Annotated in this window: 23 protein-coding genes, 1 tRNA gene and 1 CRISPR repeat array; of the genes, 14 read left to right on the forward strand and 10 right to left on the reverse strand. The window is 64.2% G+C overall.

Translation table 11 applies throughout. The features are described 5' to 3' along the window. Positions 1–50 precede the first annotated feature (50 nt). Entirely contained in the window at positions 51–965 is a 915-nt protein-coding gene (gene cas1, locus GB880_RS11305) for a type II CRISPR-associated endonuclease Cas1 (protein WP_154490301.1), read from the forward strand. Next, positions 958–1308, forward strand: a complete 351-nt coding sequence (gene cas2, locus GB880_RS11310; protein WP_154490299.1) for a CRISPR-associated endonuclease Cas2 — start codon at positions 958–960, stop codon at positions 1306–1308. Before cas1 ends, cas2 begins: the two co-directional genes overlap by 8 nt. Positions 1309–1380: 72 nt before the next feature. Beyond that, positions 1381–1943: a CRISPR direct-repeat array (repeat unit 36 nt; unit sequence ATCCTAGCAAAAGAAGCGACGTAGCCAAGCCCGGAC). A gap of 60 nt (positions 1944–2003) precedes the next feature. Here cas2 and GB880_RS11315 read toward each other — a convergent pair. The 4 genes from GB880_RS11315 to GB880_RS11330 all read right to left on the reverse strand — a co-directional run bounded on the left by GB880_RS11315 (position 2004) and on the right by GB880_RS11330 (position 4532). Then, positions 2004–2093, reverse strand: a tRNA-Ser gene (locus GB880_RS11315). Between the two features lie 110 nt (positions 2094–2203). Further along, on the reverse strand, positions 2204–3541 hold the full coding sequence (locus GB880_RS11320; RefSeq protein ID WP_154490297.1) for a sensor histidine kinase: 1338 nt from the start codon (positions 3539–3541) through the stop codon (positions 2204–2206). Next, a complete protein-coding gene (locus GB880_RS11325) occupies positions 3538–4200 on the reverse strand; it encodes a response regulator transcription factor (RefSeq protein WP_154490331.1) in 663 nt (220 codons plus the stop codon). The genes GB880_RS11320 and GB880_RS11325 overlap by 4 nt, the downstream gene beginning before the upstream one ends. A gap of 2 nt (positions 4201–4202) precedes the next feature. Further along, positions 4203–4532: a PepSY domain-containing protein gene (locus tag GB880_RS11330; RefSeq protein ID WP_229774709.1), complete on the reverse strand. Its 330-nt coding sequence runs from the start codon at positions 4530–4532 to the stop codon at positions 4203–4205. A 192-nt stretch (positions 4533–4724) separates the two neighbouring features. Between GB880_RS11330 and GB880_RS11335 the strand changes: the two genes are divergently transcribed. The 6 genes from GB880_RS11335 to GB880_RS11360 all read left to right on the forward strand — a co-directional run bounded on the left by GB880_RS11335 (position 4725) and on the right by GB880_RS11360 (position 12619). Next, positions 4725–5549: a hypothetical protein gene (locus tag GB880_RS11335; RefSeq protein WP_154490293.1), complete on the forward strand. Its 825-nt coding sequence runs from the start codon at positions 4725–4727 to the stop codon at positions 5547–5549. Between the two features lie 184 nt (positions 5550–5733). Further along, positions 5734–7308 (forward strand): glucan biosynthesis protein, encoded by a 1575-nt coding sequence (locus GB880_RS11340; RefSeq protein WP_154490291.1) that lies wholly within the window; start codon positions 5734–5736, stop codon positions 7306–7308. 11 nt (positions 7309–7319) lie between these two features. Beyond that, complete coding sequence (gene mdoH / locus GB880_RS11345) at positions 7320–9482, forward strand: glucans biosynthesis glucosyltransferase MdoH (RefSeq protein WP_154490289.1); 2163 nt, start codon at positions 7320–7322, stop codon at positions 9480–9482. After that, on the forward strand, positions 9479–10612 hold the full coding sequence (locus GB880_RS11350; RefSeq protein WP_154490287.1) for an OpgC domain-containing protein: 1134 nt from the start codon (positions 9479–9481) through the stop codon (positions 10610–10612). Before mdoH ends, GB880_RS11350 begins: the two co-directional genes overlap by 4 nt. A gap of 4 nt (positions 10613–10616) precedes the next feature. Next, entirely contained in the window at positions 10617–11222 is a 606-nt protein-coding gene (locus GB880_RS11355) for a nicotinate-nucleotide adenylyltransferase (RefSeq protein WP_154490285.1), read from the forward strand. Then, positions 11219–12619 carry a D-alanyl-D-alanine carboxypeptidase gene (locus tag GB880_RS11360; RefSeq protein ID WP_154490283.1) on the forward strand — a complete coding sequence of 467 codons (1401 nt, stop codon included), beginning with the start codon at positions 11219–11221 and terminating at the stop codon, positions 12617–12619. The genes GB880_RS11355 and GB880_RS11360 overlap by 4 nt, the downstream gene beginning before the upstream one ends. Before the next feature lies 1 nt (position 12620). Here the strand turns inward: GB880_RS11360 and GB880_RS11365 are convergent, their stop codons facing one another. Further along, positions 12621–13043 carry a tellurite resistance TerB family protein gene (locus GB880_RS11365; RefSeq protein WP_154490281.1) on the reverse strand — a complete coding sequence of 141 codons (423 nt, stop codon included), beginning with the start codon at positions 13041–13043 and terminating at the stop codon, positions 12621–12623. Positions 13044–13129: 86 nt separating this feature from the next. Here GB880_RS11365 and GB880_RS11370 point away from each other — a divergent pair, with 86 nt between their 5' ends. Both GB880_RS11370 and GB880_RS11375 read left to right on the forward strand, forming a co-directional pair. Next, positions 13130–14722, forward strand: a complete 1593-nt coding sequence (locus GB880_RS11370; RefSeq protein WP_154490279.1) for a lysine--tRNA ligase — start codon at positions 13130–13132, stop codon at positions 14720–14722. Positions 14723–14861: 139 nt separating this feature from the next. Further along, positions 14862–17156, forward strand: coding sequence for a glycosyl hydrolase family 28-related protein (locus GB880_RS11375; RefSeq protein WP_154490277.1), 2295 nt, complete (start codon positions 14862–14864; stop codon positions 17154–17156). 36 nt (positions 17157–17192) lie between these two features. On the opposite strand, the gene GB880_RS11380 is transcribed toward GB880_RS11375, so the two are convergent. Next, positions 17193–17678, reverse strand: a complete 486-nt coding sequence (locus tag GB880_RS11380; RefSeq protein ID WP_154490275.1) for a pyridoxamine 5-phosphate oxidase — start codon at positions 17676–17678, stop codon at positions 17193–17195. 236 nt (positions 17679–17914) lie between these two features. Here GB880_RS11380 and acs point away from each other — a divergent pair, with 236 nt between their 5' ends. From acs to GB880_RS11400, 4 genes are all read left to right on the forward strand, one after another. Beyond that, positions 17915–19870: an acetate--CoA ligase gene (acs, locus tag GB880_RS11385; protein WP_154490273.1), complete on the forward strand. Its 1956-nt coding sequence runs from the start codon at positions 17915–17917 to the stop codon at positions 19868–19870. A gap of 195 nt (positions 19871–20065) precedes the next feature. Further along, a complete protein-coding gene (locus tag GB880_RS11390; protein WP_154490271.1) occupies positions 20066–20374 on the forward strand; it encodes a DUF485 domain-containing protein in 309 nt (102 codons plus the stop codon). Further along, positions 20371–22083, forward strand: coding sequence for a cation acetate symporter (locus GB880_RS11395; protein WP_154490269.1), 1713 nt, complete (start codon positions 20371–20373; stop codon positions 22081–22083). Before GB880_RS11390 ends, GB880_RS11395 begins: the two co-directional genes overlap by 4 nt. 60 nt (positions 22084–22143) lie before the next feature. Beyond that, positions 22144–22518, forward strand: coding sequence for a response regulator transcription factor (locus GB880_RS11400; protein WP_154490267.1), 375 nt, complete (start codon positions 22144–22146; stop codon positions 22516–22518). Here GB880_RS11400 and GB880_RS11405 read toward each other — a convergent pair. The 4 genes from GB880_RS11405 to oppB are packed head-to-tail and all read right to left on the reverse strand — an operon-like array spanning position 22515 to position 26470. Continuing rightward, entirely contained in the window at positions 22515–23531 is a 1017-nt protein-coding gene (locus GB880_RS11405; RefSeq protein WP_154490265.1) for an oligopeptide/dipeptide ABC transporter ATP-binding protein, read from the reverse strand. The genes GB880_RS11400 and GB880_RS11405 overlap by 4 nt on opposite strands. Beyond that, positions 23521–24624 carry an oligopeptide/dipeptide ABC transporter ATP-binding protein gene (locus GB880_RS11410; protein WP_154490263.1) on the reverse strand — a complete coding sequence of 368 codons (1104 nt, stop codon included), beginning with the start codon at positions 24622–24624 and terminating at the stop codon, positions 23521–23523. Before GB880_RS11410 ends, GB880_RS11405 begins: the two co-directional genes overlap by 11 nt. Before the next feature lies 1 nt (position 24625). Further along, the gene (locus GB880_RS11415) at positions 24626–25549 is read right to left on the reverse strand and encodes an ABC transporter permease subunit (protein ID WP_263467144.1); all 924 of its coding nucleotides are present in this window, start codon (positions 25547–25549) and stop codon (positions 24626–24628) included. Positions 25550–25552: 3 nt separating this feature from the next. Beyond that, positions 25553–26470: an oligopeptide ABC transporter permease OppB gene (gene oppB, locus GB880_RS11420; RefSeq protein ID WP_154490259.1), complete on the reverse strand. Its 918-nt coding sequence runs from the start codon at positions 26468–26470 to the stop codon at positions 25553–25555. Between the last annotated feature and the right edge of the window lie 49 nt (positions 26471–26519).

Here is a 26519-nt window from a genome sequence, read left to right on the forward strand (position 1 = left end):
GGCTGACAGGCAGGGCAACCTTTCGGGCGTTTTCCTTCAAGGAGGCTCTGATGGTTGGACGAATACTGGAACTGACGACACCCGGGCTTTCGGTGCACAAGCGCCGCGGATTTCTCGCGGTTGATAGGGACGGAGGCGAGGCCGGACGCATCGCCTTCGACGACCTCGAGGCGGTGCTGGTCGCCAGCCCCGGGATGGTCTGGTCGAACACCGCGCTGGCCGAACTTGCGGCCCGCCAGGTGCCGGTCATGGTGCTGGGCCATGACTTCAATCCGGTGGCTGTCGTGCTGCCACTGAATGGGCATTTCCAGCAGGCGCACAGGATCAGAGCCCAGGCGGATGCATCCTTGCCGTTCCGCAAGCAGGCTTGGGCCGCACTGGTTCGCCACAAGATCATCGCGCAGGCAGAGGCGCTGGAGCGCGTGAACGCCCCGTCCGAGCGTTTGCGCAGACTGGCCACAGCGGTGCGCTCCGGCGACCCGGACAACCGCGAGGCGCAGGCTGCGCAGGCCTATTGGCCGCTGATGATGGACAAGACGTTCCGACGTGACCGCGAAGCTTCGGGGATCAATGGCATGCTGAACTACGGCTATGCCATTCTGCGGGCGGCGACGGCGCGCGCGATCGTGGCCGCCGGACTGCATCCGTCCCTGTCCGTCCATCACCGTTCGGGGGGCGATGCGCTGGCGCTGGCCGATGACCTGATGGAGCCGTTTCGTCCGACCATCGATCTGATCGTTCGTCGCCTGTGTGCTGAAGGAATCACCCAAGTTGCGGAAGCACGCGGTGCGCTCGTTGCCAGCCTTGCTGCCGACTTTCCGACGGCGCAGGGCGCCAGCCCCCTGTCACAGGTTCTGCTGCGCCTGGCCCAGAGCCTTGCCCGATCCTGCGAGACGGGCAGACTGCGCCTTGTTTTTCCGGACCGGCCGATCCCCCTCGCCACCGAGGAGCAGGAGGATGAGTGACAATGGCTTCAGGCAGCTTTCAGGATACAGGATCATGTGGGTCTGGGTGCTTTTCGATCTGCCGGTGCTGACCAGCGCCGAACGCAAGCGGGCCACGCGGTTCCGCAACGACCTGTTGGACCTTGGCTTCCAGATGGTTCAGTTTTCGGTCTATCTTCGCCATGCATGGAGCAAGGAGAAGGCCGAAAGTTATGCCCGACAGGTGGGTGAGCTTGTCCCCGAAGCTGGCCACGTCCAGGTTCTTTTCTTTACGGACAAGCAATATGCGCTCAGTCAGGTCTTTCATGGCAAGCGACGCTCCAAGACTCCCGCGGAAAAACCTGCTCAACTCGCACTGTTCTAGGCGTGCAGGGGCCAGATTTATTCGGGCCAAGTCACGAAAAAACCCCGCGCAACAAGAAGTTGCGCGGGGTCAATCCTAGCAAAAGAAGCGACGTAGCCAAGCCCGGACGGGGCATGCTGAGTCTCATTGAGCGAGGCAATCCTAGCAAAAGAAGCGACGTAGCCAAGCCCGGACCGAAACTGTGCCGACCGCTGACTTCGACCAATCCTAGCAAAAGAAGCGACGTAGCCAAGCCCGGACGTGCCGAGGCCAAGCGTCGCTATGAGCAGATCCTAGCAAAAGAAGCGACGTAGCCAAGCCCGGACTAGTCACACAGCACGGTGCGCAGGACTTTGATCCTAGCAAAAGAAGCGACGTAGCCAAGCCCGGACAGATGGTGCCAGCCCTGTTCGATGCCCGCAATCCTAGCAAAAGAAGCGACGTAGCCAAGCCCGGACCGTGCGCGCGCCGCGCGTCCTCGACGGGTTATCCTAGCAAAAGAAGCGACGTAGCCAAGCCCGGACAGTGACCACCAACTGCAGGTCGCGGCGCGTATCCTAGCAAAAGAAGCGACGTAGCCAAGCCCGGACCGGAAAGCGGCGGCTGTCTTGATGCTGCCGATCCTAGCAAAAGAAGCGACGTAGCCAAGCCCGGACCAAGATTGCCGCGAAATCGCTCGTCACCTAACGCAAGAAATGAAATGCGTTTTGCGCAAGTGGCGGAAGCGGTGGGATTCGAACCCACGGTGGAGTTTCCCCCACGCTGGTTTTCAAGACCAGAGCCTTAAACCACTCGGCCACGCTTCCGTCTGCTTGCCGCGCGGGACGGTAATGGGGTCAGATAAGTGGTCGTGAGGGGTGGGGCAAGGGAAAATCGACGACCTTGAAGGGGTTGCGGCCTGCTGGCTTGCGAAAGGTCATGCGCGGGACTGGACAAGCGCCGGGGCGGGAAGCTCTACGCGCACCGACAGGCCCCCAAGCCGCGCCCGATCAAGCGATATCCTGCCGCCATGCAGGGCGACCAGGTCCGCGACGATCGCCAACCCCAGGCCGGCGCCGGGGGGGCCGGTCTCGTCCAGGCGTGCGCCCCGCGTCAGGGCTTGTGCCGCCTTTTCGGGCGCGAGGCCCGGACCGTCGTCGGCAATCTGCACGTGCAACAGATCGGAGTGTGTCGATGCGGTGATCGCCACGCGCCGGTTGGCCCATTTCGCGGCGTTTTCCAGCAGGTTGCCGATGACCTCTTCAAGATCGTGGCGTTCACCCGCAAAGATTGCCGAGGGCTCGATCCTCGACTCGACAAGCAGGTCGCGCTCGCGGATGATCGGACCCAGCACCATCAGAATGTCCTGCACGACCGGCAAGACCGCTGTGCGCTGTCCCAGAACCCGCGAGGCGGCTGCGCTGCGCGCGCGCCGCAAATGCCAGCCGATCTGGCGATCCATACGGCCGATCAGGGCCTGCGCCGGGTGATCCGCGGGCAAGGTGTTTGCCAGAGCCGCCAGCGGAGTCCTCAGCGAATGGGCGAGGTTGCCGACATGGTCGCGCGCGCGGGTCAGCAGGATGCGGTTCTGATCAAGCAGACCGTTGATTTCACCCGCCAACGGCCGCAATTCGGCAACGGCCGGCAAGGGCAGCGTCTGGGAACGGCCCTCGCGTATCGCGCGCAGATCCTGCCCCAGACGGTCAAGGCTGCGCAAGCCCGCAAAAACCTGCACCAGGCTGGCGAGCGCCAGGGCAAACCCAAGCACCACAAGCGAGATCCGCAGCGGTTGGCGCACACTCGCAAGTGCGGCGTCGATTTCGGCCACGGGCATGGTGACGGTCAGTGTGAATCGCTGTTGTGTGTCGGGCAGGGTGAAATCTGTCTGCATCACCCGCAACCCTTCCATCTGCGGGCCTGTCCCCGCACCGCCCCGGATTTCACCGGGTGGGGATTTCAGCACATTGTCGAACAGCGATGGCGATTTGGCCAATACCTGACCGTCCTGAGCAACCTGCCAGAACCAGCCCGACAGGGGCAGTTCGAAGCGCGGGTCGCGACCTGCGGGCGCAAGGACAAGGCTGCCGTCGCTTTGCGCCGCTGCGCCGGCAATGAGGCTTTCCGCCACAGCCTGGGCCTCGGCATCGAAACGGTCAGTGATGAAATCCTCGAGGATCGCAGCGATGGCCAGATAGCCCGCCAAGAGCGCGGCCCCGGTCAATAGCGCCGCCAGCAGGATCAGGCGGGCGCGGATGGAATCGCGCGGCCAGATCATGACCGCGTCCGAAGCAGATATCCCTCTCCACGACGGGTTTCGATCAGGCCGTCCCCGATCTTGCGCCGCAACCGGCCAATGACCACCTCGATCGACTTGAAATCGCGGTCTGCAGCAGCGTCGTAAAGATGATCCGACAGTTCGCTGCGGGTAATGACGCGGTTCTGGTGATGAATCAGGTAGGTCAGAATCCTGGTCTCGAACGCGGTCAATCGCAGCGCCATCCCGTCGCGGGTGATGATGCCAAGCTGACTGTCAAGTTGCAGCGGCCCGGCCTTGATGATCGCGCAGGCATGGCCTGCGGCGCGACGGACCAGCGTCTGGGCGCGAATGACGACCTCGTCCAGCCGGAACGGCTTGACGGCGTAATCGTCGGCGCCAGCGCGAAATCCGGCGACCTTGTCGGACCAGTCGCCCCGTGCCGTCAGGATCAGGACCGGCATGGTGATGCCGCCATCACGCCAGCGCGTCAGCACCTCGATCCCCGGCATGCCCGGCAAACCCAGATCCAGGATCGCGAGGTCGTAGGTCTCGGTCGCGCCCAGGAATTCGCCGCGCGGCCCGTCCGCTGCAAGGTCGCAAGCAAAGCCACTGTTCTGCATGGCAGCAAGCAATTGCTCACCCAGGGTGGGGTCGTCCTCGACGATCAGGCAACGCATGCTCAATCTTCTCCTGTCCGGCGCGCGGCCGTCAGCCCGGCCCCGGCGACCTCAAGAAAGGCGCCGCTGAATGCGTCCAGCCGCAATCGAAGCACATTCCGATCGGGGGTCAACAGCCGCAGTTCGTGCACAAGTATCGTGCCGCGCGCGCGTTCTGCAGGGTTTGCCGGCAGCAGACGCGCGGCGATAAGCCGCCCTCGAAAGCGCGCCTCGGCAATCCGCAGCGCGCGTTGCAGGGGCAATGGCTGGGCATGATCCCGCTCAAGATCCCTGAACTGGCCGTTCCAATCCTCGTCCTCGGTCCATGCATCCTTCGGGTCGGCATGGATCATGACCGCAGCAGCAAGCCATAGCCCTGCAAGAACGGGAAGGAAGATGATAACCGCGCGGCGCATGCGACAGATCTAGTGCCGGAAAGGGAAATGAAAACCAAACGGCGCATTAAACCGCCATTGGCGCAAGATGTCCTATCAGCGATTCGCAAGGGCGCAAATCCTGCGTCCCCGAAGAAGGAATGAACAGAGATGAGCAGATTCACCCCAAAAGCTTTTACGCTGGCTGCCATGGTGGCGCTGATCGCGCAGCCGGGCCTTGCCCAGCAGAGCCCGCAGCAGCCCCAGCCGCCGGCCCCTGTCGCGGCCAGCGCGATCAACGTCCCCAAGGCGCTCAGCGACGCCGGACTGGCCGAAATCACCAGCAAGCCGGCCAAGCGAGGCGATGGCATGCGGATTCAGGGGCGCCTGCCTGATGGCACCTGGATCGAAGCCATGGTTGACGGGCAGGGGCAGTTGCGTGGTTTGCGCGGCAAGGATGACGCGGCGCTGCCCGCTGCCCTGGTCGAGCCTCTGGTGCCGCAGGCCGTGCGCAGCAATGCGCTTTATGCCGAACTGGGTCAAATCCGTGCCGTCGCATCCGGTCCGCGCGGTGTGATGCTGGCAGGGCAGGATGCGCAAGGAAACAAGGTTCATGCCCGATTTTCTGTCGACGGCACCTTGCTGCGTTTCGGCCGGTCGGATGGCGATGACGACCATGACAAGGATCACGACGACCACCCGCGCGGCAAGCATGGCAAGCGTGGCGACGATCATGGCCCCCGGCATCGCGACCGCGCCGCCGACCACCCGCGCGGCCCGGCTGGCCCCGGCGGCGCAGGGCCGGGGTTCGAGCAGGTGGATGCGCCGACCCAGAAACGTCTGCACGATGCGCTGACGGCCGCCGGCTACAAGGATGTCGGCCCTGTCATGCGCCATGGTCCATTGCATCTGGCGCCGGCTACCAATCCCGAAGGCGAACCGGTCATGCTTGAGCTGAACGATCAGGGCCAGGTCCAGCGCGAGATCAACCGCTAGGCCATTTGAAACAACGATACCTGCGCCCTGCGACTGCAATCGCGGGGCGCTTTGCCGTGGTTTACGCTTCAACTCTCGGCAAGAGCTTGCCTTTCGGCGCGAAAAGGCTTGCCTGATCCTGCGGTCAATGCCAAATCCGCTTGGAATTTCCGGGCCTTTTTTGCCCGAAGAATGAGGTCGGTTGATGCGTCGTCGTGAATTCGTCATCCTGTCGGGCGTGGCCATGACTGCGGCCAGCGCGCTGGGTTCGTCCATGGGGCCGGCTTTGGCGCAAGAGCCCAGCGTGCCGGCCGAAGCCGGCACGCCGGTCGATGCGGTCGAACCCAAGCCCTTCGGCTTCGAGGACGTTGCCGCCATGGCCCGCGATCTGGCGGCCAAGCCCTATGAATATCGCGACGCGCAGCTGGTCGGGTCTTTCGCCAATCTGAATTACGACCAGTATCGCGGTATCCGGTTCCGCCGTGACCGCGACCCCTGGGTGGGCAGCCGGGACTTTGCGCTGGACCTGTTGCCGCCGGGCGCGATCTTCCATGAACCTGTCGATATTAGCCTGGTTGACGACGGGGTGGTGATACCGGTGCGCTTCGATCCGCACATGTTCGATTTCGACCCCGCGCAATTCCCGGACGGTGTCGATTACGAAACATTGGGCAACATGGGGTGGTCCGGCTTTCGCCTGCGCGCGCCGCTGAACCGGCCCGACGTGATGGACGAAATCGCGGTGTTTCAGGGCGCAAGCTATTTCCGCGCCGTGGCGCGCGGCACGCTTTACGGGCTTTCGGCGCGCGGACTGGCCATCGGCACCGGCAGCGCCGAGGGCGAGGAGTTTCCTCTGTTCCGCGGCTTCTGGATTCACAAGCCCGCCGAACAGGATCGTTCGGTGCTGGTGCACGCGCTGCTGGACAGCAAGTCTATCTCGGGCGCTTATGAATTCCGCATTACCCCCGGCGCGGAAACGGTCTTTGATACCCGGGTGGCCTTGTTTCCGCGGCGTGAGCTGAAAAACGTCGGCATTGCGCCACTGACGTCGATGTATTGGTTCGGTCCGACCGACAGGTCGCGCGTCGACGACTATCGCCCTGCGGTTCATGACAGCGATGGCTTGCAGATGCTGACCGGCAACGAACAGCGGCTGTGGCGTGTCCTGTCCGGGCACGCAACCTTGCAGATTTCCGCGTTCATGGACAAGGATCCGCTGGGCTTCGGGCTGGTGCAGCGCGCGCGCGACTTCGAATCCTACAAGGATGCCGAGGCGCGTTACGAAAAGCGTCCCTCTGCATGGATCGCGCCGCAGGACGACTGGGGCAAGGGCACCGTCACCCTGATCGAAATTCCGGTCGAAAACGAATTCAACGACAATATCGTCTCATACTGGCAACCCGCCGATCCTCTGAAGGCCGGAGAGCGGAAGGACTTCAACTATATCCTCAGCTTTGCTGCACAAGTTCCTGATAGTGCGCCCATATCTCGAGTAATCGAAACGATGTCGGGACGCGCGATCAACAACCCGAATGCCCGCACCTACATGGTCGATTTCGATCTGGGTCTGTTCGGCGCCGATGATCCGGTGCCGCAGATACGCGCCTCGGCCGGGGAAATAGGGCACAGCTACCTTCTACGCCTGCCAGAACAGGGACGAATGCGCCTGGCCTTCGATTTCCTGCCCAACAATGCAAAGATTGCGGATATCTCGGCGGTGCTGAACGGACCCGAGGGACCGCTTAGCGAAACCTGGATCGCCCGCTGGACCCGCGAGTAGCCACCGTGACCATGACGCAAAATCTTCAGGCCGATAGCGTTCAGGACGCGCCGGCCGATCTGCCGCTGGCGGCGGATGATCTGTGGCAGGCGTCGGCAGATGCGCTGGCACAGGCGCAGGCAACCCCGCCAGAGGCGCCTCTGGCCATGCCCGAACAGGATTTCCGCGCGCCCCCGCCGCCCGGACCCCGGCGCGGCTGGCCGGCTGCATCGACGATAGCCGCCCGGATCGTGGCCTTTGGCGGGGCAGGGTTGATCGCCTGGGTCGGCTGGACACAAATGGTGCAAGCCTTCGGCACTCAGATGACATGGTTGCAATCGGTGCTGCTGGTGCTGTTTGCACTGACCTTCACCTGGGTCGGGTTTTCCTTCACCTCGATGCTGGCCGGCGTATTTGCGCGGCGACTGCGGACCCCGGGTACACCCGATGCGGCCAGAATTGCCGTCGTCATGCCGGTCTATAACGAGAACGCTGCAGCAACTTCGGGGCTGCTGGCGGCTCTGGCGCGCGATCTTTATCGGGTCGGACTGGGTGAGCGGGCCGAAATCTTTATCCTTTCTGACAGTCGCGACCCGCAGGCGGTGCTGGAGGAAATGGCGGCCTTGAGCCGCCTGCGCGATCTGTCGCCGGTGCCGGTCTGGTATCGGCGCCGCACCAGCAACAAGGGGCGCAAGGCCGGTAATGTTGGCGAATTCGTCCGGCGCTGGGGTGGGCGCTACGATCATATGGTGGTGCTGGATGCCGACAGTATCATGGGGGCCGACACCATCAAGGCCTTGTCGGCGCGCATGAACGCCGATCCCGCGATCGGCCTGATCCAGACCATGCCGATGCTGGTGGGCGGCCAGACCATCTTTTCGCGGCTCACGCAGTTTGCGGGCCGCATCTATGGTCCGGCCATCGCCCGCGGCGTCGCGGCCTGGTCGGGCGACAGCGGCAACTTCTGGGGGCATAACGCCATCATCCGGGTTTCGGCCTTTGCCCAGTGCTGCGGACTGCCGGAATTGCCGGGCAAACCGCCGTTCGGCGGCCCGATCCTCAGCCATGATTTCGTCGAGGCCGCACTGTTGCGTCGCGCCGGCTGGAAGGTGCGGCTGGACCATGACCTGCGCCAGAGCTTCGAGGGCAGCCCGCCCACGCTGCTGGACATGGCGGTTCGCGAACGCCGCTGGGCACAGGGCAACCTGCAACATTCGCGGCTGCTGTTTGCCCGTGGCTTTGCCTGGATCAGCCGGGTGCATTTCATTATCGGCATCCTGGGTTTCCTGATGTCGCCGATCTGGCTGGCGATGATCCTGGTCGGTCTGGCGCTGTCGGCCAATGTGCTGCTGTCGCGGCCGGACTATTTCCCGCAGACCTATCAGCTGTTCCCGGTCTGGCCGACCTTCGATCCGGTGCGGATGCTGTGGCTGTTCGTGGCGGCGATGGGCTTTCTGCTGGTGCCCAAGTTCATCGCCATCTTTCGCGCCTGGCTGCGGCCGCTGGCGCGCAACTCGGGCGGCAATGTGCGCATCCTGGCCTCGGCCCTGTTCGAGATACTGCTGTCGGCGCTGATCGCGCCGGTGCAGATGCTGATCCAGACCCGCCAGATCATCGAGATCCTGCGCGGACGCGATTCCGGCTGGGAGGCGCAGGTCCGCGCCGGGCAGATGCCGCCCTGGCATGTGGTCTTGCGCCGCCATGCGCTGCACGTCGCGCTGGGTATCGCCACCCTGGTGGTGCTGGCCTATCTCTCGCCCTGGCAGCTGGTGTGGCTGTCGCCCATCCTGGCGGGGCTGATCCTGTCGCCGCTGACCTCGCGCTGGTCGGCAAGCCCGGTGTTTGGCCGCTGGGCACGCCGCCAGGGGCTGCTGGTCACACCAGAAGAACGCGAAACGCCCGAAATTCTCAGCGCGGCCAATGCACTGGATTTCCGTATTCGCGGCATGTTGCCGCGCGAGGATGGGTTGCAGGCGCTTGGCGAGGACGCCGCCTTGCGCGCCCGTATCGCGACCCTTTTGCCGGACAGTGCGCAGATCCCCCCGAAGTTGCGCCTGCATGCCATTGCCGCCCAGGCCAAGATTGCCCATGCCGCTACTCAGGCCGAAGCCCTGTCCTTTCTTGAGCCGGCCGAGCGTCTGGCGCTGATCGAGGATCGCGCCCTGATGGACAGCTTTGCCCGTCTGCCGCAATGAAACGTATAGCCGCCCTGGACATGCTGCGCGGCTATGCGCTGGTCTGCATCATGCTGGACCACATGCCGATCAGTGTGATGCGCAATGTCACGCTGACCAATTTCGCCGTGTTCGATGCGGCCGAACTGTTCGTCCTGCTGTCGGGCTTTCTGGTCGGGATGGTCTGGATCAAGGTCGAGGCGCGCCAGGGCCGGTTCGCCGCGCAGAAGCGCTTTTTCCGCCGGGCCGTGCAGGTCTGGCTGGCGCTGATCATCGGCTCGTTGCTGCTGGCGCTGCTGTCGGCGCTGCTGTTCAAGCTGCAGATGAACCATACCGCGGTCTGGTTCCAGTATTCGCGCTGGATCCTTGAGCAGCCACGGGGTTATCTGGCGACGGTTGCGCTGATGTGGATGCAGCCGAACCTGATGGATGTGCTGGCGCTGTATGTGCTGCTGATCGCCACGGTGCCGCTGACCGTGCCCTTCATGCTGCGCTTTCCCTGGCTGGCCTTGGCGGTGTCGGTCACCGTCTGGCTGTTCGCCGAGCCGCTGAACGCGCTGATCCCCAACCAGCGGCCGGGGCCGGGACTGCTGTTCAATCCCTTTGGCTGGCAGTTGCTGTTCTTTGTCGGCGTGGCCATGGGCGCGTTCCGCGACCGGATCATGCCGTTCCTGCGACGCCATGGCCGGTTGCTGACCTGGGCCTCGGCCGGGCTGATGCTGTTCAGCCTGTTGGTCGTGCTGGGCTGGCGCCTGGGGGCGGCGGCGAAACCCATGAACGACCTGCTGCGCCAGATCACCGGCCCCATCGACAAATGGTCGCTGGACGGCCTGCGGCTGATGACGATTCTGGCCGCCAGCTGGCTGGTGGCGGTGCCGCTGGAACGTCCCTTTGCCTGGATGGCCGCGACGGCGCCCGGCCGGGCGCTGGCCGAAATCGGGCGCGGGGGGCTGTTTTCCTTTGTCAGCTGCGTCATGCTGTCGATCTGGGGCGATGCGGTGCAGATGACGGTCGAGCCGGGGCCGTTCGCCTTTTGGCTGCGGCTGGCAATCGATCTGTGGTCGATCGTCGTCTTCTGGGTGATTGCCGCGGCCTGGATGCGGCGCGACGACTGGCTGCCGGCGCTGCGGCAGCGGCTGGGGATGGAATGACATGATGCGGGCGGGCTATCCGGTGGCACATGCCGGCATGACGGTGGGCTTGCTGGGCGGATCGTTCGATCCGCCGCATGAAGGCCATGTCCATATTACCGAAATGGCGCTGCGCCGGTTCGCGCTGGATCGCATCTGGTGGCTGGTCAGCCCCGGCAATCCGTTGAAGGCCCATGGTCCCGCGCCGCTGCCGGAACGCATCGCGCAAGCGCGGCGCATCCTGGACGATCCGCGCGTGGTGGTGACGGGCATCGAGGCTCGGCTGGGCACGCGCATGACCCATGACACCATCAGCGAACTGCAACGCCTGTATCCGGGTGTGCGCTTCGTCTGGCTGATGGGGGCCGACAATCTGGTGCAGTTCGATCGCTGGGATCGCTGGCGGGACATTGCGCGGCGGGTGCCCATCGGGGTGATCGCCCGCCCAGGCTGGCGCATGCCGGCGCGGTTTTCCCGTGCGGCGCGCATCCTGTGGCGCTGGCGCCTGCCCGAACGGCGGGCGACGATGCTGGCGCGGATGCAACCGCCGGCCTGGGTGCTGATCAATGTGCCGCTGAACAAGCTCAGTTCCAGCGCCATTCGCGCGCGTCTGGCGCGGAGACGGCGATGAGCGTGGCGGCACTGGACCGGCGCGGCTTTCTGGCCGGCCTGCTGGCGGCAGGGCTGGCGCCGTCATGGGCGCGTGCGGCCGATCTGCCTCCGCCCCGCGTGGCCCAGGCCCGACTGTCGGGCACTGTCGCCTATGCCTTGATGGATGCGGTCAGCGGCGCGATGATCGAGGGCTACCAACCCGATCTGTCGCTGCCGGCGGCCAGCACGCTAAAAACGGTGACGACGCTCTATGCGCTGGATCGGTTGGGGCCAGAGCATCGCTTCAGCACCCGGGTCATCCGCGCCGGCAACATGCTGGTGCTGGCGGGAGGCGGTGATCCGGTGCTGGACACCGATGCGCTGGACCAGCTGGCCGCTGCCACGGTCGAGGCCGAAAGGACCGCGGGCCGCGCCGCGCCCACCACCTTTGCGGTCTGGGGCGGGGCCTTGCCACGGGTGGCGCAACTGGACCCGGCGCAGGCCGTGCATCTGCCCTATAACCCCTCGATTTCGGGGATGATCCTGAATTTCAATCGCGTGCATCTGCAATGGCGCCGCGGTGCCCAGGGGCCGCAATTGTCGCTGGAGGCGCGCGGGCGCAGGCTGTCGCCGCGCGCCTATACCGCCAGCATCGCCCCGGTTGCCCGCCGCGCGCCGCTGTTCGATTATGACGGCAGCGGCCAAAAGGAAAACTGGACCATCGCCCGTTCCGCGCTGGATCAGCCGGGCAGCCGCTGGTTGCCGGTGCGCCGACCCGAGCTTTATGCCGGTGACGTGTTCCAGACCCTGTGTCGGGCGCGCGGTCTGGTTCTACCCGCGCCCGAAACCATCGAGATATTGCCCGACGGGCCGGAAATCGCGCGCCAGGACAGCCCGCCGCTGCGCGATCTGGCCCGCGACATGCTGGCCTATTCCACCAACCTGACGGCCGAGGTTCTGGGCCTGTCGGCCAGCGGTGCCGGCGATGTGGCGCAATCCGCCGCGGCGATGGCGCAATGGCTGCGCGGGCAGGGGATCGAAGGCGCATTCAGTTTTCAGGATCATTCGGGCCTTGCGGCTGGCAACCGTCTGACGGCCCGTATCCTGGCGCAGGTCCTGGCCGGACCGGGGCAGCGCCAGAACCTGCGCGCCCTGCTGAAGCCCATCCCGATCAAGGCCGCGCCCGGCGCGGATGCCGAACCCGATCTGCATGTCGCCGCCAAGACCGGGACGCTTAACTTCGTGTCGAACCTTGCCGGCTATGCCCGCCGGGCCGAGGGGCCGGATCGCATCTTCGCCATCCTGACCGCGGACGAGCCCCGCCGCGCCGCGACCGAGGGGCAGGAACTGCCCGACGGGGTCTTGGCCTGGACGCGGCAATCCAAGGCATTGCAGCAGGGTTTGATCGCCGATTGGTGCCCGGCAGACCAGGGTTAGATCACAGGATGCGGTGACGGGCACGGGCCGCCAGCTCGATGGCCGCAGCGTGCAGGCGCTCGATTTCAAGCTGGTCGCGGATTTCGGCCAGCATCTCGGCCTCGACCTCGCCCAGGCGGCCGTCCGATGCCGCCACGTCGCAGGCCAGGACATAGGCCGTGTCGAACAGCTTGGGCGGCAGCGCCTGGCGCACCAGCCCGAACAGCGCATCCAAGCCGTCTTCTTCCTCGAACAGGGTGACGACGGTCTGCGACACCGCCCGCATGCGGTCGATGTCATATTCGGCAAAGACCGGTGTATGGTTCACCGCCCGTTCGATCGCCAGCAGCTCGGCCGTGCGCAGGTTCTGATCCGAGGCCGATACCGCCACCATGACCGCGACCAGCGCATCGCAGGCCGAAAAAGAGGGAAGGCTGTCGGTCATGGGCAATTCTCCGTTGGTTTTGGGCGAAATTATTGACCATCCGGTCGCGTTTCAATACGGGGAAGGCACAGCAACGGAGACCCCAGATGAGCAGCTTGCGCGACGCCGCGATGAAATCCAAGGCCTGGCCCTTTGAAGAGGCCCGCCGCGTGCTGAAACGCTATGAAAAAAAGGATCCCGAAAAGGGATACGTGCTGTTCGAGACCGGCTATGGTCCTTCGGGTCTGCCACATATCGGCACCTTTGGCGAGGTGGCGCGCACCACGATGATCCGTCGCGCCTTCGAGATGATTTCCGACATCCCGACGCGGCTTTTCTGTTTTTCCGACGACATGGACGGGATGCGGAAGGTTCCCGACAACGTGCCCAACACCGAAATGCTGCGCCAGCACCTGCAGGAACCGCTGACCACGGTGCCCGATCCCTTCGGCCAGTATGAAAGCTTTGGTCATCACAACAACGCCATGCTGCGCCGGTTTCTGGACACCTTCGGCTTCCAATACGAGTTCATCAGCGCCACCGAATTCTACAAGTCCGGCCAGTTCGATGCCACGCTGCTGCTGGCGGCCGAACGCTATGACGCGATCATGGAGGTGATGCTGGCCAGCCTGCGCGAAGAACGCCAGCAGACCTATTCCTGTTTCCTGCCCATCAGCCCCAAGAGCGGACGGGTTCTGTATGTGCCGTTGAAACATGTCGATGCGGTCAACGGCACGATCACCTTCGATGACGAGGATGGACAGGAGACCACGCTGCCCGTGACCGGAGGTCATGTGAAATTGCAGTGGAAGCCCGATTTCGGCGCCCGCTGGGCCGCGCTTGATGTCGATTTCGAGATGTATGGCAAGGATCACAGCACGAACACGCCGATCTATGACAGCATCTGCGAAATCCTGGGCGGGCGCCGGCCCGAGCATTTCACCTATGAACTCTTCCTGGATCAGCACGGTCAAAAGATCAGCAAATCCAAGGGCAACGGGCTTTCGATCGACGAATGGCTGACCTATGCGGCCACCGAAAGCCTGTCGTATTTCATGTATCAGAAGCCCAAGACGGCAAAGCGGATGTATTTCGATGTCATCCCGAAAGCGGTCGACGAATATCACCAGCAGTTGCGTGCCTATCCCGATCAGACGCCCGACCAGCAACTGGCCAATCCCGTCTGGCATATACATGGCGGACAGGTGCCGGCATCCGACATGGTGGTGCCGTTCCAGATGCTGCTGAACCTGGCCTCGGTCGCGGGGGCGAAGGACAAGACCGGGCTTTGGGGTTTCATACGTCGCTATGCGCCCGAGGCCAGCCCCGAGACCAATCCGACGCTGGACCAGGCCGCCGAGTTTGCGGTGCGCTATTTCAACGACTTCGTGGCGCCCACCCGCCAGTTTCGCGCGCCCACCGAGGTCGAGCGTCGCGCGCTCGAGGATCTGGCGGGGCGGCTGGCGGCCTGGGATCAGCCCGCCGACGCCGAGGCGCTGCAATCCATGGTCTTTGCCATCGGTCGCGAACACGGGTTCGAGCCGATGAAGGACTGGTTCCAGGCGCTTTACCAGGTGCTGCTGGGCGCAGATCAGGGGCCAAGGTTTGGCGGGTTCATTGCGCTTTACGGTGTCGATGAAACCCGCGCGCTCATCGAACGGGCATTGGCCGGAGAACTGGCCGGCATGCCCACCAACTGATCCGCAAGCCGAAGATCACGTTGCGCGCGCTGCCGTTGCGGCGCGCGCATGGTTAACAAGCGGTTAACGCGACCTTGCCAAATTCCTGACAGACCGCGCGGCCCATCGCCTCGCATCATGTGGAATAGGGAGTTTTGGCATGGCCACCACGATAATCGGCAACCAGTCGCTGATGCCGCGTGCCTTCAACCTGGGGCTTGCCCTGTGGTCGCAGACGGACGGTCGCGCGGGCTCGCCAACCTGGGCGGCTGCGCCCAATGCTGCCATCGTGCCCGCCGACCAGGATTTCGGCAGCTGCCTCGAGATCCTGAAACAGCAAAGCGTCACCTCGATCCGCTACATGCGGCGCACGCCGATCAATCCCGGCACCTATCTGCGCATCTCGGCGCGGGTGAAGGCGATTGCGGGCAACCTGCCGCAGGTGCGCATCGCGGGGTTTGCCGGCAATGCGGCGGGCGAGAACGTGGCGGGCGTCGTGCAATCCGGTCCCGCCGTCAGCCTGAGCGGCTATAACGAGGTTGTCGAGGTTTCCGCCATCGTCGGCACCGGCCGGCGCGACGGCGTCGACATGGCTTGGGGCAGGTCCGCAACATTCGGACACTTCGGCCTTGATCTGCTGGGCGACAACAACGGCTCGATCCGGATCGAAAGCATCGTGATCGAGGATGTGACCGCCGCCTTTGTGCCAGGGATGCTGGATTGGGTCGATGTGCGCGATTTTGGCGCCATCGGCAACGGCGTGGCCGATGACCGCGCGGCATTCGTTGCGGCGGACCAGGCGGCGGGAGGCGGGCAGATCCTGGTGCCCGCGGGCACGTTCTATATCGGGTCGGACCTCAGCCTTTCCTCGCCGGTGCGCTTTGTGGGCACGCTGCGGATGCCGCGCAACGCCCGGCTGGCGCTGACGCGCAGCTTTGATTTCCCGACCTATGCCGCGGCCTTTGGCGACGAGACCGAGGGCATGCGCAAGGCCTTGCAGGCGCTGCTGGGCTTTACCGATCATGGTGTGCTGGACCTGTGCGGGCGCAATGTGCATCTGTCCGAGCCGATCCGGATCGAGGATGCGGCGCCAGGGGTGACCAGTTTCGCCAATCGTCGCGTCATCACCAATGGTCAGGTCAGCATCGTCCCCGGTCCTGCCTGGAACAGCACCTCGGTCACCTCGACCGCGACCTACAATCCCGCCCAACCGCTGCTGCTGACCGGGGTGGGGAATGTCGCGAACATCGAGGTCGGCGCGCGCGTGATCGGCAGCGGTGTCGGCCGCGAGGTTTACGTGCTGGCACGTAACGTTGCGGCCCGCACGCTGACACTGTCGCAGCCCCTGTTCGGCGGTGCGACCACGCGGTCCTATACCTTCACCCGCTATCGCTATGCCTTTGACTTTTCCGCAATGGAGGAGCTGTCGCGGTTCAATTTCGACGATGTCGAGTTCCTGCTGGAAGGCAATGCCAGCGGCATCATGCTGGCCAAGAGCGGGTCGATGTTCTGCGTCCGCGACTGCTATTTCACGCGCCCCAAGGACCGTGGCATCACCTCGATCGGCACCGGTTGCCAGGGGATGCTTGTCGATCGTTGCGAGTTCCTGTCGAACGAGATGACCGATCTGGCGCAGAACCGCACCACGGTGGCGCTGAACGTCAACAACAACGACACCAAGATCCGGCACAGCCGCTTTGTGCGCTTTGCGCATTTCGCTGTGATGAACGGCGGCGGTCACATCATCGAGGGCAACCACTGGTTCCAGGGCGACAACGCCCAGAACGGTGTGCGCTTTGGCGGTCTGGTGCTGACCCAGACCAATGTGCAGACCACCGTGACCGGCAATTACATCGACAACTGTTCGATTGAATGGACAAACGAACATGACCCGCGGCCGAATTTCGAAGGAGACGAATATTCCTTTGGCGGCCTGACGATCACCGGCAACACCTTTCTGGCATCCAACACCACCCTCGGGTTCAACTGGCTGGTGCTGAAACCCTATGGAACCGGCCATTTCGTCCATGGCCTTGCAGTAATGGGCAATGTTTTCAAGTCGCTGGTGAACAAGATCACCCGCATCGACCGCGTCGATACAAGCTTTGCCGATCTGGATTACACACGGATGCGCAACATCCAGTTCCAGGGCAACATGTTCAATGGCGTGAACACCTATGTCGCCAACCCGGTCGATGTGACCTTTACCCAGGCCACTGCCACCAGCAGGTGGCTGGTCACCGTCGCGGCGGCCTTGCCCTTCAACGGCTGGGCGCGCCGGGTGGAATCCCTGGTAGCTACCAGCGCGATCACCAATGCTGCAAATGCCCGGGTCACCGAAATGCCCTGGGTGCAGACACAGCTTGGCACCGCCCGCAAGCAGGTGGCGCTGAACTGGGCGGCGGCGACGAAGGGCTCGGTCTCGCTGCGGGTGCGGATGGACAACCCCGACTAGAAACCGGGCGGCAAAGCCGGCCTTGGCCCTCGACCGTCATGCGGTCGGGGGCAGCAGCATGTCCGCAGCTTCCATCCGATAGGCACGGCCAAATCCGGCATTCAGCAGCCCGTGGACAGGATCGATGCGCCAAAGCCTGAAGTCCGGCAGGTCGATATAGGCGCGCGCAGACGGGTTGCGTTCCAGCCATGCGGCTCGGATGGCAGGCGTCAAAGGCATGATCGTTGCCCGGCCTTGAATCGACAGCCGCGGCGCCCGCATCGGGTCGGTGTCGGGCGAAGCATCCCCGATCAGAAGGCCCGCGCGGTTGTCGACCCGCAAGGCCTGGCTATGCCTTGCCAGATCGGAGAGCAGCGCGATGGGCACGCCATGCTTTTCGGTTTGCAAGGCGATGCGCGTGACCAGGGGAAAGCCGGTTTCAGCATCCTGGGTAGCCAGGATGGCATGCCGGCAACTGCCGAGCAGCCTGCGCGCAATACTGCGTGCATGGTCGTCGGGTGCGTGAAAGGGATCGCGGCGCATGGGCGATCTTTGCCCCGACGGCTCGATACGGGCAAGCCGCTGTCAATAATTTACAACATCAACAGTCATTGCGTGAATAAATTTACAAAAATATCCTTTCAAAAAAATGGTTTACGAATGGATACAGTTTGACTTAACATCCGTGGCAACCTCCGGTCGATTTCGATCCCGATGCGCCTGTCAAAGGCAATCCATCGGACCAGGAATCGGTCGGCGATTGGCAGAGGAGGGCCGCCATGTCTGTTGAAAACCTTGCGAAACATCCGATTCCGGCTGGATTCGAGAACGCGCTGGTCAAGCCTGCGGATTATCGCCGCATGTATGACGAATCGATTTCCGATCCCGATGGATTCTGGGGGCGCGAGGCGCAGCGTCTGGACTGGATCCAGCCCTTTACTCGGGTCAAGAATACAGACTTCACCATGGGCAATGTGTCGATCAAGTGGTTCGAGGACGGGGTGCTGAACGCCTCGGTCAACTGTATCGACAGGCACCTGCCGCAGCGCGCCCAGCAGACCGCCATCATCTGGGAACCCGACGATCCCAGCCAGCCGGCCCGCCACATCACTTATGCCGAGCTTTCGGAAAAGGTGAATCGCATGGCGAATGTCCTGCTGAGCCAGGGCGTGATGCGCGGCGACCGGGTGGTGATCTACATGCCGATGATCCCCGAAGCGGCCTATGCCATGCTGGCCTGTGCCCGCATCGGCGCGATCCATTCCATCGTCTTTGGCGGCTTTTCGCCCGACGCGCTGGCCAATCGCATCAACGATTGCGGGGCAAAGCTGGTCATCACCACCGACACTGCGCCGCGTGGCGGGCGCCGCACGGCCTTGAAGTCGAACACCGATGCCGCGCTGCTGCACTGTTCGGACCGGGTGCGATGTCTGGTGGTCAAGCACACCGGCGATCAGATCAGCTGGGTCGACGGGCGTGACATCGACGTGCTTGCCATGATGGAACAGGTCAGCCCCGACTGCCCGCCACGGCCGATGGGGGCCGAGGATCCTCTGTTCATCCTGTATACCTCGGGTTCGACGGGCAAGCCCAAGGGGGTCGTCCATACCACCGGGGGATACCTGCTTTACGCGGCGATGACGCATCAATACGTCTTTGACTACAAGGACGGCGATGTGTTCTGGTGCACGGCAGATGTCGGCTGGGTCACCGGCCACAGCTATATCGTCTATGGCCCGCTGGCCAATGGCGCCACCACGCTGATGTTCGAGGGCGTGCCCACCTGGCCCGACGCCGGCCGCTTCTGGGCGGTTTGCGAAAAGCACAAGGTCAACCAGTTCTATACCGCCCCCACGGCCATCCGCTCGCTGATGGGCATGGGCCCGGAATGGGTCGAGAAATACGACCTGTCCAGCCTGCGCGTGCTGGGTTCGGTGGGCGAGCCCATCAACCCCGAGGCCTGGACCTGGTATGACAAGCATGTCGGCAAGGGCCGCTGTCCGATCGTCGACACCTGGTGGCAGACCGAAACCGGCGGTCACATGATCACGTCGCTGCCCGGGGCGATCGAAACCAAGCCCGGCTCGGCCACGCTGCCGTTCTTTGGCGTGAAGCCGGTGGTGCTGGATGCAAGTTCGGGCGTCGTTCAGAACGGCAACCCGGCCGAGGGTGTGCTGTGTCTGGCCGACAGCTGGCCCGGGCAGATGCGCACGGTCTGGGGCGACCACCAGCGTTTCATGGAAACCTACTTCCAGCAATATCCGGGCTATTACTTTACCGGCGACGGCTGCCGCCGCGACGAGGACGGCTATTACTGGATCACCGGCCGCGTTGACGATGTCATCAACGTTTCGGGCCATCGCATGGGCACGGCCGAGGTCGAAAGCGCCCTGGTCGCCCATGAAAGCGTGGCCGAGGCCGCGGTGGTCGGCTATCCGCACCCGCTGAAGGGGCAGGGGATCTATGCCTATGTCACGCTGATGAACGGCATCGAACCCAGCGAGGATCTGCGCAAGGAACTGGAAACCTGGGTCCGCAATGAAATCGGCCCGATTGCCAAGCCCGACCTGATCCAGTGGGCGCCCGGCCTGCCCAAGACCCGGTCAGGCAAGATCATGCGCCGAATCCTGCGCAAGATCGCGGAAAACGATTTCGGCAGCCTGGGCGACATCTCGACCCTGGCCGACCCCAGTGTGGTGGACGAACTGATCGAAAACCGCATGAACCACGAATGAACCGGCCCCGGCGCGGCGCGCCGGGACCAGCCTGACTGCCCCGCGCCCCGAGTGTCGGGACGCGCAGCGATCTCGGCCGGGCGAAGGCAGCCCTGTGCCGCCTGACAACCTCGACAATCCGCCAATCGGCGGCGCAGCTGCCTGCGCCGCCCCGGCGAAGCAATGACCCTTGTGCGAGTGGGAGGACTCGAAACCATGGAAGACAGCTTGGTCCGGCGCATTGCCGCTGATCCGAACTACAAGGCGCTGACAGAAAGACGATCCCGTTTCGGGTGGATGCTGACCATCGCGATGCTGGTCGTCTATTACGGCTATATCCTGCTGATCGCCTTCGACAAGGAGTTCCTGGCTACCCGGCTGGGTTCGGGGGTGACCACGCTGGGTATCCCGATCGGTTTTGGCGTCATCCTGTTCACCATCCTGGTAACAGGCATTTATGTCCGACGCGCCAACAGCGAATTCGACGAGCTGAGCGACAAGATCAAGCGGGAGGCGCTGAAATGAAGCCGTTGCAGAAAACCTGTGCCGCGGCTGCGGCGTTGATGCTGGCCCCGGGGCTGGCCTTGGCTGACGTGATCCAGGGCGGCACGAAACAGGCGACTAACTGGACCGCCATCATCATGTTCGGGGCATTCGTCGTCGCAACACTTTTCATCACGAAATGGGCCGCCGCCAAGACCAAGTCGGCGGCGGATTTCTATACTGCCGGTGGCGGCATCTCGGGCTTTCAGAACGGCCTGGCCATCGCAGGCGACTACATGTCGGCGGCATCCTTTCTGGGAATTTCCGCGGCAGTGATGACCTCGGGCTATGATGGTCTGATCTATTCGATCGGCTTTCTGGTCGGCTGGCCGATCCTGACCTTTCTGATGGCAGAGCGGCTGCGCAACCTGGGCAAGTTCACCTTTGCCGATGTCGCCGCCTTCCGGTTTGCGCAGACGCCGGTGCGCATCTTTGCCGCCTCGGGGACGCTGGTCGTGGTCGCATTTTACCTGATCGCGCAGATGGTGGGGGCGGGGTCGCTGATCCAGCTGCTGTTCGGGCTGGATTACTGGATGGCCGTGGTCATCGTCGGCGCGCTGATGATGATTTATGTGCTGTTCGGCGGCATGACGGCAACCACCTGGGTGCAGATCATCAAGGCCTGCCTGCTGCTGGGCGGGGCGTCCTTCATGGCCTTCATGGTGATGTGGAAGTTCGGCTTCAGCCCCGAGGCGATGTTTGCCGAAGCCGTGCGGATCAAGGCCGACCTGGCTACTGCCTCGGGCAAGACCGCCGAGGAGGCCGCCGCCGCCGGCCAGTCGATCATGGCGCCGGGCACCTTCATCAAGGATCCGATCTCGGCCATCAGCTTCGGCATGGCGCTGATGTTCGGCACCGCCGGCCTGCCGCATATCCTGATGCGGTTCTTTACCGTTCCCAGCGCGAAAGAGGCGCGCAAGTCGGTGATGTGGGCGACCGGCTGGATCGGCTATTTCTACCTGCTGACCTTCATCATCGGCTTTGGCGCCATCACCTTCGTGCTGACCAATCCCGATTTCGTCGGGGCGGATGGCAAGCTGGTCGGCGGCAACAACATGGCGGCGGTGCATCTGGCCCATGCGGTCGGCGGCAACGTGTTCCTGGGATTCATCTCGGCCGTGGCCTTCGCCACCATCCTGGCGGTGGTCGCGGGTCTGACGCTGTCGGGGGCATCGGCAGTCAGCCACGACCTTTACGCAACCGTCATCAAGAAGGGCAATCCGCCCGCCGGCAGCGAACTGCGGGTATCGCGCATGACCACCATTGCCCTGGGCGTGATCGCGGTGGTTCTGGGCATCGCCTTCAAGAACCAGAACATCGCCTTCATGGTGTCGCTGGCCTTTGCGGTCGCGGCCTCGGCGAACTTCCCGGTGCTGTTCATGTCGGTGCTGTGGAAGGATTGCACCACCCGCGGCGCGGTGATCGGCGGCTTTCTGGGGCTGATCTCGTCGGTGGTGCTGACGGTGCTGTCGCCGTCGGTCTGGGAAGCGACGCTGGGCTATCCCGAAGGATCGGCGCCGTTCCCCTATACCTCGCCGGCGCTGTTCTCGATGACCCTGGCCTTTGTCGGCATCTGGCTGTTTTCCAAGCTGGACAACAGCCAGCGCGCCCGGATCGATCGCGCGGGCTACCTGGCCCAGCAGGTGCGGTCGGAAACCGGCATCGGCGCGGCCGAGGCATCGGCGCATTGACACCCAGGCGTGGCCCGTCGCCTCTGGCGGGCCGCGCATCACCTTGCGCGGATGGGACAGATGGCAGACATCCTGATCGTCGAGGACGAGGACAACATCGCCACCGCGCTGGAATTCCTGATGACGCGCGCGGGCCACAGCCCGCGCCGTCTGGCCAGCGGCGGCGGTGCCCTGGCAGAGATGCACCGCCGCCGCCCCGATCTGGTGCTGCTTGACGTGATGCTGCCCGATCTGTCGGGTTACGAGATCGTCACCGCCATGCGCGCCGATGCCCAGCTGCGCGAGGTGCGCGTGCTGTTGATGACCGCGCGCGGCTCGGTGGTCGAACGGCGCAAGGGGCTGGCGCTGGGCGCCGATGGCTTCATCGCCAAACCGTTCGAGATCGCCGAGCTGCGGGCCGAAATGGCCCGCCTGCTGGCCAGCGGTCAGACCTAGACGCCGGCGGCGGCCAGTTCCTCGGGGCGCATGGCGCCGGGGAAATGGCAGGCCGTCAGATGTGCGCCGCCCCGCAGTTCCGGCCGCTCGGCCGCGCAGATGTCCTGGGCCCGCGGGCAGCGGGTACGGAACACGCATCCCGACGGCGGCCGCATGGGCGAGGGCAGTTCGCCGCGCAGCGGAATCATCCGCTTGTTGCGCTCGAGCTCGGGGTCGGGGATCGGCACCGCCGACATCAGCGCCTGGGTATAGGGATGCTGGGGGTCGTCATACAGCGACGCGGCCTCGGCCAGTTCCATCACCCGGCCCAGATACATCACCAGCACCCGGTCGCTGATGTGCTTCACCACCGAAAGGTCATGAGCAATGAAGATCAACGCCAGACCCAGATCGCGCTGCAGATCGTCCAGCAGGTTGATGACCTGCGCCTGGATCGAAACATCCAGTGCCGAGACCGGTTCGTCGCAGATCACCAGCCGCGGTTCGACGATCAGTGCGCGGGCGATGCCGATGCGCTGGCACTGGCCGCCGGAAAATTCGTGCGGATAACGGTTGATCTGGTTGGGCAGCAGGCCGACGCGGTCCATCATGTCCTTGACGCGGCGCTTGATCTCGTCGCGCGACAGGTCCTTGTGATGGGTGGTCAGCGGCTCGGCGATGATCTGTCCCACGGTCATGCGCGGGTTCAGGCTGGCCAGCGGGTCCTGGAACACCATCTGGATTTCGCTGCGATAGCGCAGCATCTGTCGGGCCGACAGGCCGACCAGATCGGTGCCGTCCTGCCAGATCGCCTTGCCGGTCGCGGGCACCAGGCCGATCAGCGCCCGCGCCAAGGTCGATTTGCCCGACCCCGATTCCCCGACGATGCCCAGGGTTTCACCCGGCATCAGGTCGAAATCGACGCCGCCCACCGCATGCAGCTGTCGCGGCGGGGTCCAGGGCAGGCCGCCGGGCGCCGGGATGGTGAAGGTGACGCGCAGATCGCGCGCCGACAGCAACGGCTTAGCGGTCATGTCCCGACTCCTGCGTTGTGCCTGCCATGCCGGCGCCGGCCACGGCACCCTGGGGCAGATGATCGTGCGGGGTATCAAGCAGATCGGCGGCCGCGGGCTCGGGCAGGTCGGGCTGCGGCGCATGGCCGGCACGCACCTGTTCCAGCGGCGCGTGGCAGGCGCGTTCGCGGCCCGGCGCAAATGCCTGCAACGGCGGCATGCTGTCGCAGACCGGCATCACATAGGCACAGCGCGGCGCAAAGGGGCAGCCGGGCGGCGGATTGGTCATGTTGGGCGGGCTGCCGGGAATGGCCGACAGCCGCTCGCCCTTCTGATCGACGCGGGGAATCGCGGCCAGCAACCCCTGGGAATAAGGGTGTGCCGGATCGGCGAACAGCGGATCGACGGGCGCGCGTTCCATCACCTGACCGCCATACATCACCATCACCCGTTCGCAGGAACCGGCCACCACGCCAAGATCGTGGGTGATCAGGATCATCGCCATGCCGAATTCGCGCTGAAGATCGGCCAGCAATTCCATGATCTGCGCCTGCACCGTCACATCCAGGGCAGTGGTGGGCTCGTCGGCGATCAGAACCTCGGGCCGGCATAGCAGGGCCATGGCGATCATCACCCGCTGCCGCATGCCGCCGGAAAATTCGTGGGGATACAGTCGCACCCGGCCGGCAGCGTCCGGGATACGCACCGCGTCCAGCATCCGCACCGCCTCGGCCACGGCCTGGGCCTTGCCCATGCCCTTGTGCAGCATCAGCACCTCGGCCATCTGGTCGGACACCCGCATATAGGGGTTCAGGCTGGTCATCGGGTCCTGGAACACCATCGCGATATGTTCGGCGCGGATGGCGTTCAGCACCTTGGGCGGGGCGTTCAGGATCTCGGCCCCGTCGAAGCGGATCGAGCCGCTGGCGCGGCCGTTTCGCGCCAGCAGCCCCATGATCGAAAAGGCCAGCTGCGATTTGCCCGAGCCCGATTCCCCGACCACCCCAAGGGTTTGGCCGCGGTCGAGATCCAGGCTGATACCGTTCACGGCGGCAACCTCGCCGTCGGTGGTGGCAAAACGCACGTTCAGATTGCGGATTTCCAGCAGCGCCATGTCAGCGATCCTTCGGGTCCAGGGCATCGCGCAGGCCGTCGCCCACGAAGAAGAAGGCAAACAGCGTGATGCAGAAGAAGAACAGCGGAAAGGCCAGCTGCCACAAGGTGCCATAGTTCATGGTGCCGGCGCCCTCGGAAATCAGCGCGCCCCAAGAGGTCAGCGGTTCCTGCACGCCCAGGCCCAGAAAGCTGATGAAGCTTTCCGACAGGATCATCAGCGGCACCAGCAGCGTGGCATAGACGGCGACCACGCCCAGCAGGTTGGGAACGATGTGGCGCAGGATGATCTTCCACGCGGGGACGCCGGTGGCGCGGGCGGCCTCGATGAATTCGCGGTTCTTCAGGCTCAGCGTCTGGCCGCGCACGATGCGCGACATGTCCAGCCAGGAAATCAGCCCGATGCCCAGAAACAGCATCGCCATGCTGCGACCAAAGATCACCAGCAGCAGGATCAGCGCGAACATGTAGGGAATCGACATCAGCACATCGACAGTGCGCATCATGATCGCATCGGTGCGCCCGCCCACATAGCCCGCGGTCGCGCCGTAAAGCGTGCCCACGATCACGGCGATGCCGGCGCCGATCAACCCGACCAGCAGGCTGACCTGGGTGCCCTGCACGGTGCGCGAGAACAGGTCGCGCCCCAGGTCATCGGTGCCGAAGTAATGGCCGTTCGCCCAGCTGGGCGCGCCAAGCTGCGCGGCCTGGCCCATGACCGAGAAGTCCATTTCCTCGTTCGACCAGGCGGCAAGGTAATTGCCGAACAGCGCGAACAGTCCCACCAGGATCAGCACGAACAGGCTGATCATCGCCGCCTTGTTGCGGCGGAACCTGCGGCGGGCGTCGGCCCAGGGGCTGCGGCCCTTGACCTCGGGCTCGGAAAGGCGCGCGGCCAGCGATTGCATTTTCTGTGCGTCGATCATGGCTCAATACCTGATCTTGGGGTCGATCCAGGCGTAGAGCACGTCCACGACCAGACTGAACAGGATGGTCAGCGCACCCACCAGGATGGTGATTCCCATCATCACCGCATAGTCGCGGTTCAGCGCCGAATCGACAAAGCTGCGTCCGATGCCCCCGGTCGAGAAATACATGTCCACGACCACCGAGCCGGTGATCATGGTCACGAAGGCCGGGCCCAGATAGCTGATGACCGGCAGCATCGCGGGTTTCAGCGCGTGGCGGAGGATCACCTTGCTTTCCGGCAAGCCCTTGGCGCGGGCGGTGCGGATGTGGTTCGAGCCCAGCACCTCGAGCATCGAACTGCGGGTGATGCGCGCGATCGAGGCCATGAAGCTGGTCGACAGCGCAAGCACCGGCATGATCCAGTAGATCGGCCCGCCCCAGCCGCCGCCAGGCAACCACCCCAGCCACAGCGTAAAGATCAGCACCAGGATCGGCGCCATCACGAAGTTCGGCAGCACCTGCGCCCCGATCGAGACCCCGACCGCCAGATAGTCCAGCCACGAGTTCTGGCGGATCGCCGCAGCGACCCCCAGCGACACCCCGACCGCGACCGCCACGACGAAGGCGATGCCGCCATAGGTCAGCGTCACTGGAAACCCGGCGGCAATGATCTGGTTCACCGTCCGGTCAGGATAGACGAAGCTGGGCCCGAAATCGAAATGCGCGATGATGCCCCAGACATAATTGACGATCTGACGCCACAGCGGATCATCCAGCCCGTACTTGGCGTTCAGATTGGCCAGAACCTGCGGGGGCAGGGCGCGTTCCTGGGTAAAGGGGCCGCCGGGCGCGGCATGCATCAGCAGGAATGAAATGACAATCAGCAGCAGCAAGGTCGGAATCGCGACCGCAAACCGCCTGAGAATATAGCCGAACATGTGCAGGTTCCTGAACCAGGGTGCCGGACATAGACGACGGGGCGGCCCA

The organism is Paracoccus sp. SMMA_5_TC, assembly GCF_009696685.2.
In the GTDB taxonomy this organism is placed as follows: domain Bacteria; phylum Pseudomonadota; class Alphaproteobacteria; order Rhodobacterales; family Rhodobacteraceae; genus Paracoccus.